General features: G+C 31.9%; 15 protein-coding genes and 2 pseudogenes. 5 read left to right on the top strand and 12 right to left on the bottom strand.

The genetic code is table 11. From position 1 onward, the window contains the following. Positions 1-38 precede the first annotated feature (38 nt). The gene (locus ABH961_RS07010) at positions 39-665 is read right to left on the bottom strand and encodes a PRK06770 family protein (protein WP_116300182.1); all 627 of its coding nucleotides are present in this window, start codon (positions 663-665) and stop codon (positions 39-41) included. A gap of 80 nt (positions 666-745) precedes the next feature. Beyond that, positions 746-1,508 (bottom strand): annotated as a pseudogene (locus tag ABH961_RS07005) (HAD family hydrolase). Between the two features lie 314 nt (positions 1,509-1,822). Here ABH961_RS07005 and ABH961_RS07000 point away from each other — a divergent pair. Next, on the top strand, positions 1,823-2,584 hold the full coding sequence (locus ABH961_RS07000) for an arginase family protein (protein ID WP_048546772.1): 762 nt from the start codon (positions 1,823-1,825) through the stop codon (positions 2,582-2,584). A gap of 36 nt (positions 2,585-2,620) precedes the next feature. On the opposite strand, the gene ABH961_RS06995 is transcribed toward ABH961_RS07000, so the two are convergent. Both ABH961_RS06995 and ABH961_RS06990 read right to left on the bottom strand, forming a co-directional pair. Further along, a complete protein-coding gene (locus ABH961_RS06995) occupies positions 2,621-3,262 on the bottom strand; it encodes a DEAD/DEAH box helicase family protein (protein WP_048546821.1) in 642 nt (213 codons plus the stop codon). Positions 3,263-3,279: 17 nt separating this feature from the next. Beyond that, positions 3,280-4,176, bottom strand: coding sequence for a CPBP family intramembrane glutamic endopeptidase (locus tag ABH961_RS06990; protein WP_098642317.1), 897 nt, complete (start codon positions 4,174-4,176; stop codon positions 3,280-3,282). Positions 4,177-4,547: 371 nt separating this feature from the next. On the opposite strand from ABH961_RS06990, the gene cspD reads away from it, so the two are divergent. Both cspD and ABH961_RS06980 read left to right on the top strand, forming a co-directional pair. After that, entirely contained in the window at positions 4,548-4,751 is a 204-nt protein-coding gene (cspD, locus tag ABH961_RS06985) for a cold-shock protein CspD (protein ID WP_000176365.1), read from the top strand. A gap of 86 nt (positions 4,752-4,837) precedes the next feature. Then, complete coding sequence (locus ABH961_RS06980) at positions 4,838-5,023, top strand: cold-shock protein (protein ID WP_000286202.1); 186 nt, start codon at positions 4,838-4,840, stop codon at positions 5,021-5,023. Between the two features lie 38 nt (positions 5,024-5,061). Here ABH961_RS06980 and ABH961_RS06975 read toward each other — a convergent pair whose 3' ends face one another. Continuing rightward, on the bottom strand, positions 5,062-5,613 hold the full coding sequence (locus tag ABH961_RS06975) for a GNAT family N-acetyltransferase (protein WP_046954301.1): 552 nt from the start codon (positions 5,611-5,613) through the stop codon (positions 5,062-5,064). A 381-nt stretch (positions 5,614-5,994) separates the two neighbouring features. Between ABH961_RS06975 and ABH961_RS06970 the strand changes: the two genes are divergently transcribed. Continuing rightward, positions 5,995-6,543 carry a hypothetical protein gene (locus tag ABH961_RS06970; protein WP_048546767.1) on the top strand — a complete coding sequence of 183 codons (549 nt, stop codon included), beginning with the start codon at positions 5,995-5,997 and terminating at the stop codon, positions 6,541-6,543. 51 nt (positions 6,544-6,594) lie between these two features. On the opposite strand, the gene ABH961_RS06965 is transcribed toward ABH961_RS06970, so the two are convergent. From ABH961_RS06965 to ABH961_RS06945, 5 genes and pseudogenes are all read right to left on the bottom strand, one after another. Beyond that, the gene (locus ABH961_RS06965) at positions 6,595-7,995 is read right to left on the bottom strand and encodes a protoporphyrinogen oxidase (RefSeq protein ID WP_048546765.1); all 1,401 of its coding nucleotides are present in this window, start codon (positions 7,993-7,995) and stop codon (positions 6,595-6,597) included. Positions 7,996-8,055: 60 nt separating this feature from the next. Continuing rightward, on the bottom strand, positions 8,056-8,784 hold the full coding sequence (locus ABH961_RS06960; RefSeq protein WP_048546764.1) for an alpha/beta fold hydrolase: 729 nt from the start codon (positions 8,782-8,784) through the stop codon (positions 8,056-8,058). A gap of 114 nt (positions 8,785-8,898) precedes the next feature. Next, entirely contained in the window at positions 8,899-9,048 is a 150-nt protein-coding gene (locus ABH961_RS06955) for an aspartyl-phosphate phosphatase Spo0E family protein (protein WP_000424360.1), read from the bottom strand. A gap of 166 nt (positions 9,049-9,214) precedes the next feature. Then, positions 9,215-10,114, bottom strand: a pseudogene (locus ABH961_RS06950) (hypothetical protein). Positions 10,115-10,147: 33 nt separating this feature from the next. Next, positions 10,148-10,708: a helix-turn-helix domain-containing protein gene (locus ABH961_RS06945; RefSeq protein ID WP_000581036.1), complete on the bottom strand. Its 561-nt coding sequence runs from the start codon at positions 10,706-10,708 to the stop codon at positions 10,148-10,150. Positions 10,709-10,879: 171 nt separating this feature from the next. Here ABH961_RS06945 and ABH961_RS06940 point away from each other — a divergent pair, with 171 nt between their 5' ends. After that, positions 10,880-11,767 carry a DMT family transporter gene (locus tag ABH961_RS06940; RefSeq protein ID WP_048546762.1) on the top strand — a complete coding sequence of 296 codons (888 nt, stop codon included), beginning with the start codon at positions 10,880-10,882 and terminating at the stop codon, positions 11,765-11,767. 39 nt (positions 11,768-11,806) lie between these two features. Here ABH961_RS06940 and ABH961_RS06935 read toward each other — a convergent pair whose 3' ends face one another. Both ABH961_RS06935 and ABH961_RS06930 read right to left on the bottom strand, forming a co-directional pair. Beyond that, positions 11,807-12,319, bottom strand: a complete 513-nt coding sequence (locus ABH961_RS06935) for a GNAT family N-acetyltransferase (protein ID WP_048546760.1) — start codon at positions 12,317-12,319, stop codon at positions 11,807-11,809. A 157-nt stretch (positions 12,320-12,476) separates the two neighbouring features. After that, positions 12,477-13,403 (bottom strand): GNAT family N-acetyltransferase, encoded by a 927-nt coding sequence (locus tag ABH961_RS06930; RefSeq protein WP_048546758.1) that lies wholly within the window; start codon positions 13,401-13,403, stop codon positions 12,477-12,479. Positions 13,404-13,415 lie beyond the last annotated feature (12 nt).

Below are 13,415 nucleotides of genomic sequence, written 5' to 3'. Positions count from 1 at the left end.
AACTGCCTAATAAGCACTTACTCTCTTCCAATATTATCTTATTTATTAGTCTGTCCCCCATCTGCAATTAATTTACTACCTGAATATGTACCTTTTTGCATAAACAATTGATTAATTAACTCTTTTTGTTCCGCTTCTGACATTACTCCTTTTCCTTCGCCTAAATTCCCGCTTTGTAATTTCCAAATCTTGTTGTGATCTGCGTCCATCTTTTCATATTTCCCTTGTTTCCATCTCTCTAAAATATCTGCATATGTATTTCCTTGTACTAGATCATTACTCTTTACAATATCAAGTAAACTTTCAATTCGTTCTTGTGTGATAAAAATATAGCCCCACTTTTGATCAGCTTTCGTTTTTTGATGTGCCATTTCATGTAATGCTGTCTGTATGTTCTCATCTGTCCATTTAAAATTTTTATTAAAACCGCTATTTGGTAATGAATGATTGCCATTTTCTAAAAGCTTTGCATCTTCAGCTTTTACATTACTATCAGCTAGTACTTCTGCTGCCGGAGCAGCTGGTGATGCCTTTTTCGCAGCTGGTTTACTATTATTTAGATAATACAGCATACCATATGTTACACCTACGCCGATTACCGCCATACCAGCTAAAATACCTATTATTTTAAAAAATGTTTTCATCTTGCTTGTTTCCTCCCACATATCCCATTCATACTATCTATTTATCAAAAACAGATGCAGCATCTCTTTTTTTGTAGCTTGCTGCAATTTATTTTTTCATACTAATTAACATAAACAGAACTTTTATTTTCTAGAAATGTAGCAACTCCATCCTCATCGTTACTTTTAGCAATAAATTTAGCAACTGACTTTAATTCCTCAACAGCATTGTTCATTGCTACACCAATCCCACACTTCTCTATCATTTCCATATCATTGTAATCATCTCCAAAGGCAATTACTTCAGAGACTTCTCGATTTAAGTGTTGTAGAACATATTGAATACTATTCCATTTTGAAACTTCTGCATGCATAATTTGGCATAATGTTCCGTCATCTGTAATAACTGCCTTACACTCATCAGGCAATTCTTTAACGAATTCCTTGCTTATTGAGCCCTTAGTACAAATAATTGCTTTAGAAGCTTTTTCAAAGTCTAAATCTCTTACATCCATAATTTCACATGGTACATTACCAAAATAATCAGTAACATCAAAATTCGAATACAACTTATCATCTATTTCAAGACAAATCTGATGAAGATTATACTTCTTTGCTATTTCTATAATTTCTAAAATGTTATTTTTAGAAATCTTCATTTCATATAAAATATCATTACCTTTAAGAACTAAAGCCCCATTATAACAAATGATAATCTCACTCTTTAACACATTGGGAATAAGCTCTTAGAGGCCTTGCTGTAGCAAAAATCAATTCGTCTCCATTATTTTTACATTCCCTTAAAATATTTATAGATTTCTCTGAAATTGTCTTATCACTTCTTAATAAAGTCCCATCAAGATCTGAAATAATAATCTTTTTCATACTTGCATTTATTCTCCTTTCACAAATAATAACTCGAAACATTAATTATTCGTTGAATCAACTGAACTTTTGCGGGTAGTTAATCTTTACCTACTTTTTCTCAGTTCCATTTCAAGTCTCATTTTCATTTATTACATAATCTCTATTTCCTGAAACACATATATATTTCCTTATATTATATTTCTTTTCTTTATAAATTGAAAGATTATTCCGTAAAAACCACCATCTTTTTCAAATGCACATCAACCTCTAAGCATTTCGTTTTAAATTGATAAAAATATATGCTAGCCTACATATAAAGGAGATGAATAAATATGAGTTTATTGTATAGCGGTTTAACTTTTTTAAACTTTGACGATACATATTTATTACAAAATAAACTTCATTCTTATTCCCATGAAGATATTGATTTTAGTCATTTAGAGCACGCAAACCTGTATTGCGAGACTCCTTCTTTAAAGCGTATAAAACGGGAGTTATATCGTAGAAAGAAAAGAGGAATCACCTTTATCGGTTCTGGAAATTATCATTATGTATCTTATTTGCTACTAAAAGAAATAGATGAACCATTTAGCCTTATTTTATTTGATCATCACACTGACATGAACTTAAAAGAAGAAAATGAACATACTCTTATTTCTTGCGGGTCATGGGTATCGTTCGCACTTCAAAATAACCCAAAATTAAAGAAAGTAATTATTATCGGACCTTCTTCTTTAACCATTCATTCTAATGATTATTCATGCGTAGAAGTATTCCCGATAGATACAACTTATGAAGTATCTACACATACGATACTTTCGCATATTCATACAGATACTATATATGTAAGCATTGATAAAGATGTTTTAGATTCAAAAGTAACTATTACAAATTGGGATCAAGGACATATGAAACTTTCTACACTATTAAAATGTTTACATTCTCTTATTAGGAATAAAAATGTTTATGGTATCGATATTTGTGGTGAACTACCGGTTTATCCTTCTCAGCTCTTTCTAGCTAAATATGCAAATGCTATTAAGAAAAATGAAAAAGCAAACTTACAAATTTTAAAATCAATATATAATACATAAAAAAACAACGAGTACCTTATAAGGCACTCGTTGTTTTTATGCACGATGTTCTTTTAACCACTTCGTAATCGCATCTAACCTCGAAACATCAAAACGTCTCTCTTCACACACATTTAAACTATTTAAACTTTTCACAATTTCTAATTCATTCGATTTTACACTTTTCGCATCAATCATTTTGCAATATCCGTCTGTAACAGCATTTAAATTTTCATAATAACGTTGAAACGATTTTGATATATGTAAATGTTTTTCAAAGTTTCTTCTTCTTTTTGTCTCGTCAGATTCTTTCCGTTTTCTCAGTTCTTCATCATTCGTATATAAATAAAAATATTGATCGGGAAAACCAATTTCCCTATGTATCAGCTTTTCTTTATAAAAGTTTTCTATTAAAGATAACGGCTGATTAAATATATCAAAATGGAAACACCAACTATAACTAAGTGGTTGATAAATGTCGCCATCAAGTATTACTAATTCATATTGCTCTGATTTCTGCACTGCTATTTTCCAGCGCTCTACTTGTTTTTCAAAATACCATGTTCTATGTTCGTTTTTTGGTCTTTCAAATAAAACATTCACTTCAGGTATAATGTACGCACCATAATTTTTTTCTAATTCACGACACGTGCTACTCTTACCAACCGCACTTGCTCCCTCAAACGCTATAATCCCCATAGTTTCTCCCACTTTCATTAACTTAAATCTCTTTGCTTCGCATTTTTCCCCCATAACTGTCTCCAGAAAACAATGGAAGCGATAGAAAGCATGATTGTTGTAATGATACTCCCCTCAATACCGAACGAGCCCCCATGAAGGACTTCCGATCCTTTTGTTACAGGTTTAAAAATTGGTGTAGAATACATTGCCATTCCACTTACTGCAAATCCGAATACGTTATATTGTGCCCAATTCCAAATGGAATGCCATGCGCATATCCCCCAAAGACTACTATCTTTCAAAACGTAAAAAGCTGCAAATACACCAACTAATATTATATTCGATATTGAAAGAATTGTAATACCTGGATTTAGTAAATGAAGAAAACCAAATAAAAAAGAAGTCACAACAATCCCAATCCATATACGACTTCTAACAGAAAGGACCGGAAATAACCAACCTCGAACAACAATTTCTTCTGTTGCACCTTGTATTAAAAAAGCAACTAAAGATCCCACAATTCCAATTATAGCGTTTGGCGTAATTTGTTGCATTTGTAGTTGTACAATTCCTGTTAATAAAAGTATCATTACTGGTATTGAAATGAAAACAAACCCTAATAATGCACCTCTCAAATATTTTCTTATCCACTGATTTCTCCAAAACCCAATGGATGAAATTGATCTTTTCTCTACAAATCTAACCCATAAAAAAACAAAAAATACAGCTCCGCCAAACGTCAATATCATCTCAATGTCACTATAAATTGCCTTCATTAAAAGTGTTTCTGCTTTCGGTAAAAACAACATAAGTAACATGAACAATTCACCTAAAGTTAAAAATACAATTGCAAGTATAACAGCGAATACTGGATGAATTTTTCTTCTTCCTTCTTTGGCTGCTTCAATTATTTTAAATTGAGTAAATTGCAATATTCTCGCCTCCTTAACAAATATATTAATACTATATATTGTTTCTCTAATGCAAACTTTCAATAAAAATGCTCTCCGTTTAGCATAAACCTAAATTTGGAATAATATATAAATAAAAGAGATGACTTTGTGCGTTTTACTATTATCACCAAGATTATTCACTGGTATTACCAGCACTTGCTATTTCCCACCATTTGTTGTAAGATAGTAATTAAGGTCAATTTAACACCATATTTCCTTTGCATATTATCAAGTATCAATCAGGATTATTTTGTACTCCTTATGGGTGTTTGATAATATGTGAACTTTTATTTTTCATTCAAATAAGGCCGATCATATTGTAATCTTTTTAAATTTTAGGAGGCATTACCATGACATTAACAGGTAAAGTAAAATGGTTTAACAGCGAAAAAGGTTTCGGTTTCATCGAAGTTGCAGACGGTAACGACGTATTCGTTCACTTCTCAGCTATCACTGGCGACGGCTTCAAGTCTCTTGACGAAGGTCAAGAAGTTAGCTTCGAAGTTGAAGACGGTAACCGTGGACCTCAAGCTAAAAACGTTGTAAAGCTATAATTCAAACAATAAAAAGGTTGTTACCAGCTCGGTTAACAACCTTTTTAATATATAACTAAAATTTTTTACATAAAAGGAGTGGTTATATGTATCGCAATCGAAAGAACGATGTAGCTGAAGTACCACCAGAACAAACCCCTGTCTGGGAATGTGAATCAGAGGATTGTTTAGGATGGATGAGAAAGAATTTTTCATTTGAAGAAGAGCCTAAATGCCCTTTATGTAAAAGTAGCATGAAAAGCGGAGAACGTTTATTACCTAAAATAGGTTAATTTTTACTTACCCCCTCTTTTATAAGAGGGGGTTTTTATTATAAATTTATATCCTCTACATCCGTTCGAACTATAGAATACAATAGTGCATCATGTTGCTTATTTCCTTGATGAATATAGCCACGTAATAACCCTTCCTTATGAAAGCCTATTTTAGATAACATTTTACAAGAAGTAACATTTTCAGGGTATGTAATAGCTCCAATTCTAAATAAGCCTAAATCTCGAAATCCATAATGAATAATTTCTCGAGCCGCTTCTGACGCATAACCGTTCCCCCAATAACGAGGATGTAAGTCATATCCAATTTCAGATCGTTTACTCCATAGTTGTAAATTATTTAATCCAATTGTACCCACTAAAGTATTTGTTTCTTTTAATACAATCCCCCATCGTATTGCCTTTTTCTCAAAGTAATTTTTTGAAAAAGATTCAATCATACGTGAAGCTTGTCCAAACTCCGTAAAAGAATTCATACCGTAATAACACGTTACTTCATCCAATGAAAAGATTTCATATATTTTTTGACAATAAGATTGTTCTATTTCAACTAAACGCAAACGTTCTGTTTCTAATATAGGAAACGCCACAGGATCACTCCTTTCTTTCTACTCATTCATTATAGCAGAAAAAGTATTTATAATTAGGAAAGTCCTCAATGTCCCATTTATCAAATATTTCTAGAGAAGCTTATCCTCTTAATTCAATACGAACTAAAAATAACCCTTCTTGCTTTTGCATGATTAGAAAAAATAAAGAGGTGATCAAAATACTATGATCACCTCTTTATGCTCTAGTTTTATAATTAATTGTATTATTTTCATTTTCATCTCCATCACCCCGTCCTTAATAATACGTCTTATAAATTCGATTCCGTGCTCACTTTTCCCTTCTAAAACAACACCCTCCCCCATACATTTATGGTAAAATATAGTCAATATCTTGTTTTATTATGGAGGTGTGAGTTTTCTATGTATATATTCATCGGCTTATCCCTCTTACTCATATTACTCATATTTTTATTTGCAAAAAAGTTCGCCCCAAATTCATTCATGATGACTAATTTTAAAGGCAATAGCTTTAAAACATTTTCAATCGGTATTTTAATCGCCGCCACTCTTTCTCTTTCATATGGAATCTATCACGCAGCAACATATCAACCTAAACATTTAGATATCACATTACAAAATCAAAACTTTACTGTTTTCGGTAATGTCGGAGAGCTTGGATATTTCTCAGAAGTATTACTAAAGAAAGATACAGAAGTTGAACTACATTTTGCCTCTTGGGAACCAATGCAATTAAATAATCCAGAAATAATAGTTAACTATCCTTCAGGTAAGCAAGAATCATGGAAACCGAACATAACATCACTTCCAGCCAATAAATTAAAAGAGAAACATGGCATAAAAGAGCTTTATCAACTCTCATCCTATTCATTTAAAGAATCCGGGAACATAACATTAACGATTACTGAGAATAATACAACTAATAAAAAAATCTCAATTCAAGTGAAATAAATAAAACGTCCCTCCAATATACTGGAGGGACGTTTTATTTATATATGTATTCTATTTTGACGGTTCATTTAATGTTGCAATTATTTCATTTGCAATGTTCTTTCCATTTCCAATACACGCACCAATTCCGACACCGTAATATGAAGCACCAGCTAAATATACATTAGGATAAAGATCCGTCATTTTTTCTTGTAATGTTTGAACCGCTTGATTATGTTCTAAATGATATTTCGGCATTAAATCTTTCCAATTTGTAACTTCAACTACTTCTGGTTCGCCTTTAATTCCGAGACTCTTTTCAATATCATATAAAGCGACTTGTATTAATTCTTCTTCACTATAATTTTTAATCGTTTCATACACTGGATTTGTACTCTTATAAAACATTCTTACTAATAGCTTTTGTTTTCCCGATGTATGCTTCCACTTCCGGCTTGTCCATGTACACGCATCACAATGTAAATCACTGTTTTCCGTTACGATAAATCCTGTGCCGTCCGCCGGTAATTGTTCATCAAGTATATCAAATCCTAAGTAAATACTTATAAGAGATGCGTTTTTAAATGTATGAAACTGCTCGTTTAACTCATTAGACTGTAATAAAGTTTGTGCGATATCATGCGGAGCTGCTAAAACAACATAATCAGCTTGGATTGATTCATGATTTGCAAAGGAGATTTCATAGCGATCACCTTGTTTCCTTACAGCAGTCGTTACAGCACCTTTCTTAACGACTGTCTCAGTCAGCATTTCTTCTAAACGTTCAATAATCGTAGATAGTCCACCTTTAAATGATACGAACTTTTTGTTTCCTGCTGATTGAAACTGTTTTTTATTCTCTTCAAAACCTTTAATAATACTTCCATATTTATTTTTATAATCCAGTAAATACGGTAATGTCGATGCCATAGTAAGCTCATTTAATTTACCGGAATATACTCCTGAAAGCACCGGAGCAATTTGTTTTTCCACTAACTCTTTCCCTAAAAAGCTTTCTAAAAATACAGCAAGCGAAGTATCTTTTGTAAACTCTTTATTTTTCGTTATAAAATCTTTTAAAGCAACAATTTTCCCTTTCGTTGATACTAGCGTACTGCTAAACAACGATTCCACACTCATCGGTATCCCAAATATAGTGTCAGATGGAATTGGGTGTAAAGTATTATCAGAATATATGTAAGAAATACCCGTTTCGTTATATACCATTTTTTCTTCTAAATTCAAATCTTTTACAAGCGGCATAACATGTTCATTACGAGCAACGATAGAATCCGCTCCTGATTCCATAATAAAATCCTTTTCTTCTACACTATGGATTTTACCACCTAAGTACTCTTCTTTTTCTACAAGGATTAAATTTAAATCGATATTATTATCCTTTTTTAATTTTTCTAAATAAAACATAGTAGAAAGTCCCGTTATACCTCCACCGATAACAACAACTGTTTTCATATGTGCTGCGCTCCTAACCGATACAATTAATAATTCCTTTATTATTATACCCAAAAGTCCTTATATTCGACTAGCAGCTTGTGCATTCTGTAAGAAATTAGACAATATATTCGAATATATTTCCGGTTGATCATTGTGCACTAAATGACCAGCAAACGGAATAACAGCAATATGTATATTGTCGTTTAATTGTTTAAACGTTGTAGCAGCTGTAACTTCATCTTCCGAATCTCCCCCTGCAATACAAAGTGTAGGTACTTGAAGATTAGCTACATCACCAGTTTCATCGAATGGGTACCAATCTTTAACTTGCCACGATTCAAGCAACGCTTTCCAATCACTTTTTTCATGAATTTGATTCATATAAGTTACAACTTCTTCATTTTCCATCAATTCCTGATGGCACTTCGCTTCATACTGCTGGGACTCTTCCCAATTCTCTTTCTTAACCGGAAAGATACCTGAAAAAGTTAATGTTCTCACTTTATCTGGATACTTTTTTGCAAATAATAAAGCGACTAATCCTCCTAGGGAAACACCAACTATATGACATCTATCAATTTGTAAATGTACTAACGTATCATGTAGATCCTTTACAGAACGTAGGAAATAATTCTCCAATGTCCCCCCTGATCTTCCATGTCCTCTTAAATCAGGACGAATTACTTGATAGTTTTTTTCTTGAAAAAATGCTACCTGCTCTTCATACTCTACTAAACCCGTCATACCACCAGAGTGTAAAAGCATAATTGGTTCCCCTTCGCCTGAAATGTGCGTATGTAATATCATATATCCCTCTCCTACAAAACAGAATATTCTACCTATTACTAGTATATAGAATATATATCTGAATTTCCAAATAAAAAAGAACTATAACATTTTCAAATCATGCCATAGTTCTTTTTATTTTAAAAACATAAAGTAATTAATCAATTTGTCTATTTCTTGACTTAATGCCAATACTTTTTCATGTTGAATTCCGTAATCTGATACTAAATATAAAAGTTCTTCTTTCTTTATTTCAATAGCTTTTTCCAATTTTACTAATTCCATGTCGTTTTACTTCTCTCTCCAATACTAAAATATATGTATTTTAGTATAGCCTATTTACATAATTAGTAAAAGTAAAATAAGCATATAAAATCTTACAAATATAAAAATAATATACTATTAACAAAAAATTTTAAATTTAACCCTTTATACAGATCATTAGACTTCATTACGTATTAATAACAAATCGGAATTTCTCTAATGTAATATCTTTATATTCTGGGGCTCTCTTTATATGATCAAAATAACTATATGAGAATTTAAAAACATGCCCGAAATCCCAATCAAACACACTATAGTCTTTTAGCCAAAATTGATTTTCTGTTGGTAATACATGAGCACGTTTTGATTCGATTAAAGGTAAACGATCTATAGGTGAGTGCAAGTTAATTTCAGTATTCGGCATAAGATATTGACTAGCACGTAACACGTATACTAGTTTTAACAGTGGACGTATCCCTCGTTGGAATATATCTCTATGCCCTAAATCATACATAATATTAATTGCATGAGAAAAAGTAAGCAAATGACCAATTAAATCATGATGCGCTTCCGCTCTATAAATAATATTAAATTGCGAGATCTCCTTTAAAATAAACTTAGATAATTGTTTCGGATTTTTGAATTCACTTTCTACCTCATCGTTTATACTTAATTGTTTTTCGAAACGATAATATAAGGTTAGTAATCCCTTCAATTGCTTGATTATTCCCCCATTTTTGTAACTCTTTCATAGCTAATAAGTTTAATGCAGCATAAATGACATTATGCCCCACCCAATGAAGTTCATCAATTGTATGCTCCATTGATTTTATAATCAGTTTTTCAGCACTTTGAAAATCAATTTCTTCTTTACTATCGATGATTTCATCTAAGTTTTGATTGTTCAACATCATTTTTGTTTGGGAATACATACAATGAGTGATCTCTTCTTCCATATTGTTATCTTTCATAAAAAATAACTAGCAATTGCAGCTTCTCCGAAATGCGCATGCCAAATATCATTTGTTTGTTTTTTACACTGAGAAATAATTGAAAGACCATCTCTTAAAACAGTTTTATTTTCCATCTATTTTTCCCCGTAATAAAAATCACTTAATACTCATCCTAAAGATGGTGTCAATACAAATAAAATATGATTGGATTCATCACTTTTATTCAAAAAGCGATGTTTCACATTTGGCGGAATACGTACAACATCACCTTCTTCTAAAAAATATTCTTTTCCTTCTAACTCCACATACACTTCTCCTTTCATAACAACAGCAATCTCTTCTTTATCTTCATGTGAATAGTGACTTTCCGTTGTGTTTGCTTGTTTATTTAAATCCATTATTAACATTTCAATTCGTGCTTTCATAAAATCCGGTGTTAATACATCATATACAATGTGATCATTGTTCTCCCGATACACTTTTTTTCGATCTTTTTTCTTAGAAATGAGTGAATCTGTATCAATCTCATTAATAAAAAGTGTAAATAGCGGTACATTTAATGCTTTCGCAATTAATTCCAATACACTTAAAGAAGGATTCGCATATCCTCGTTCAATTTGACTAATTAGTGAAGTACTAATTCCTGCATAATCAGCAAATTCACGAATTGTCATATTATTTTTCTTACGATAACTTAATACAGTTTGTCCGAGTCTATCATGTATCATAGTAAAACCTTCCTTTCGTTCATTATATTGCATGTTTCGTTGTCTTTGTGCTGACATAGTAAACAAAGGCAAATAATCCTTTCCTATCGCCTTAAGGACTTATATACTTACCTTTGTACATTATATCGTATTTAGTTCATTATAATAAACAATCTATCGGAGGGACAAACTGTGAAATCACCTATTCTTTCATATTGCATCTTATTTTTCGGCGTATTCGCCCTATCCACTTCAGCAATTTTCGTAAAATTGGCAGATGCTCCTGCGGCTATCATTGCTTTTTACCGTTTATTTTTTGCTGCACTGATTCTATTACCGTTATTACTATTTAATAAAAATAATCGAAACGAGCTAAAAACAGTAACAAGAAGACAATGGGGATTCGGATTCATATCCGGGCTATTTTTAGCTGCACATTATGTACTATGGTTTGAATCATTACAATATACTTCTGTAGCGAGTTCTACAGTTATCGTAACGTTACAACCTTTATTTTCAATGATTGGTGGTTACTTTCTATTTAAAGAGAGATTTACGAAAGGAGCGGTTATTGGTTGCCTCATCGCTATTTCAGGAAGTATCGTCATCGGATGGCAAGACTTCCAAATTAGCGGAGAAGCATTATACGGAGATATTTTAGCATTTATTGCGGCCGGAATTATTACCGCTTATTTTTTCATTAGCCAACATGTTCGTAAAGATTTATCACTTATACCGTATTCGGTAATTAGTTATGGAAGTAGTGCCTGTTTTCTCGGTATATTTGCCTACATGCAGCAAGAATCTTTCATCCATTACTCTACACAAACTTGGTTGTGCTTTATTGGCTTAGCTTTCATTGCTACGATTTTAGGTCAAACAATATTTAATTGGTTATTAAAATGGATGAGTGCTACAGTTATCTCTATGAGCATTTTAGGAGAAACGATTGGAACTTGTATACTAGCGTACTTTATATTAAATGAGACTATTTCTTTACAACAAGGACTAGGCATTACAGTTATTTTTATTGGCTTAGCATTATTCTTATTACAACCAAAACTACCAAATCACAACTAACAAATAAAAAAGCATGACATTAATTTGTCATGCTTTTCACTATTCATTATGTACAATTAAACCATCAGGTCTAAAACGACTCATCATAATTTCATTAATAAACTTTCCGTGAGCCTTCAAATTCCCTACTTTTATTCCCTCTTCTACAAATCCAAATTTTTCATATAGCGATTTCGCTTTCGGATTCGTTTCTAAAACACCAAGCTCTACTCGCTCTAACATTAACCAATTATCAGCTAAATCAAGCATTTTTGTAAGAAGTGCTTTCCCAATGCCTTTATTATGATATTCACTATCTACCCCCATAAACAAATCCCCCGAATGAGATCTACGTCCTGGGCTTTGGGTTAATCCAACAAATCCAACAACTTCTCCATCATACTCTGCAACAAATTCAAATTGATTTGGCGCTAAATTACGAATTCTATTTTCCATCGCATCTACACGCATACTAGGTAAGAAAACCATATAAGGTAATACATCACCTTGTACGCATATACGATGAATTGCTCTAGCATCTTGAATTTCTACCGCTCTTACTTTGATCCCCATAATTTCTTCCCTCCATATTCATTACAGTACAGTTTTCTTTCCATTCTAGACCTCTAGGTGAAATCCCTTCTCTTCTATGTTTCTTTATGTTATTTTTACACAATTATTTCAGTGTATCATCTGATTTACGAACACCTTATCTACACCAAATTACAGGTTAACTTTTTACTTTATTATATAACTCAAGTAGATTTTCAACTGGAATACCATTTATTTTCATACCGGATATATCACAATTTTCTATTTCAATATTTTTCAGATTACTATTACTAATCGTACTACCTTCTAAATCACATCTATTAAATGAAATAGGATCTTTATCTTCTCCGAGACTTGTATCTTTAAATTGAACTCCACCTAAAGTCACAAAATCAAATTTACTACCAGAAAGATTTAAATCTGCATATGAAGAATTTCTAAAATTTATATTTCTAAAATTTGATTGACTCACATTACAATTACTCATCTTCATATTCATCATATTGCTACCAACAAAAGAACCGTTTTTTAAATTCACTTGATAATACTCTGTATTTGCAAGATTACAGTTTTCGTATTGGCTATTTTTCATATCTTTATTTTTTATTAGGTTCTCTTCAGCTGACTCTACAGTTATTCTTTTTACATAACAATACTCATCTTCAGATTTAAAAGTTATTTCATAGCCCATTTTTTTATAAAAATGATGATTATTAAGTTGTCTACTAGATGTTTCGAGATCCCAAATCCTTATGCTTGGATATTCCTCTTCTATTAATTTAATAACATGTGATCCAATTCCTTTTCCTTGATAAACAGGATCTACAAAAATACGATCAATTCGACCGTATGACTTACCGGAGATTGTAACTATAATTCCCCCGATTATTTTTTCATCCATTATCACTTTGTAACAATCCAGCTCTTCAATCGAATATTTCATCATTTCTACTGAAGAATAGCCAGGTGGTTGGATGTTATAGTCAATACCATTACCTTGACCGCATAGCCATCGTTTTGCTTCTTCATCAAATGTTTTTGTCATTATTTCTGTTAACTTTTCAGCATCTAAAATTGTAGCTTTTTCTATAGATATTATTGTCATTTTTGTTTTCCC

The sequence above is a fragment of the Bacillus sp. RC251 genome (assembly GCF_044908765.1).
Taxonomy (GTDB): Bacteria; Bacillota; Bacilli; order Bacillales; family Bacillaceae_G; genus Bacillus_A; species Bacillus_A wiedmannii.
This window is presented reverse-complemented; position numbering and strand designations above follow the sequence as displayed.

What these genes read in the sequence shown, in the direction of transcription:
- ABH961_RS07010 (WP_116300182.1), bottom strand. Translation starts at nt 665, where the DNA reads ATGTGGGAGGAAACAAGCAAGATGAAAACATTTTTTAAAATAATAGGT.
- ABH961_RS07000 (WP_048546772.1), top strand. Translation starts at nt 1,823, where the DNA reads ATGAGTTTATTGTATAGCGGTTTAACTTTTTTAAACTTTGACGATACA.
- ABH961_RS06995 (WP_048546821.1), bottom strand. Translation starts at nt 3,262, where the DNA reads ATGGGGATTATAGCGTTTGAGGGAGCAAGTGCGGTTGGTAAGAGTAGC.
- cspD (WP_000176365.1), top strand. Translation starts at nt 4,548, where the DNA reads ATGACATTAACAGGTAAAGTAAAATGGTTTAACAGCGAAAAAGGTTTC.
- ABH961_RS06980 (WP_000286202.1), top strand. Translation starts at nt 4,838, where the DNA reads ATGTATCGCAATCGAAAGAACGATGTAGCTGAAGTACCACCAGAACAA.
- ABH961_RS06970 (WP_048546767.1), top strand. Translation starts at nt 5,995, where the DNA reads ATGTATATATTCATCGGCTTATCCCTCTTACTCATATTACTCATATTT.
- ABH961_RS06965 (WP_048546765.1), bottom strand. Translation starts at nt 7,995, where the DNA reads ATGAAAACAGTTGTTGTTATCGGTGGAGGTATAACGGGACTTTCTACT.
- ABH961_RS06960 (WP_048546764.1), bottom strand. Translation starts at nt 8,784, where the DNA reads ATGATATTACATACGCACATTTCAGGCGAAGGGGAACCAATTATGCTT.
- ABH961_RS06955 (WP_000424360.1), bottom strand. Translation starts at nt 9,048, where the DNA reads ATGGAATTAGTAAAATTGGAAAAAGCTATTGAAATAAAGAAAGAAGAA.
- ABH961_RS06945 (WP_000581036.1), bottom strand. Translation starts at nt 10,708, where the DNA reads ATGATACATGATAGACTCGGACAAACTGTATTAAGTTATCGTAAGAAA.
- ABH961_RS06935 (WP_048546760.1), bottom strand. Translation starts at nt 12,319, where the DNA reads ATGGGGATCAAAGTAAGAGCGGTAGAAATTCAAGATGCTAGAGCAATT.
- ABH961_RS06930 (WP_048546758.1), bottom strand. Translation starts at nt 13,403, where the DNA reads ATGACAATAATATCTATAGAAAAAGCTACAATTTTAGATGCTGAAAAG.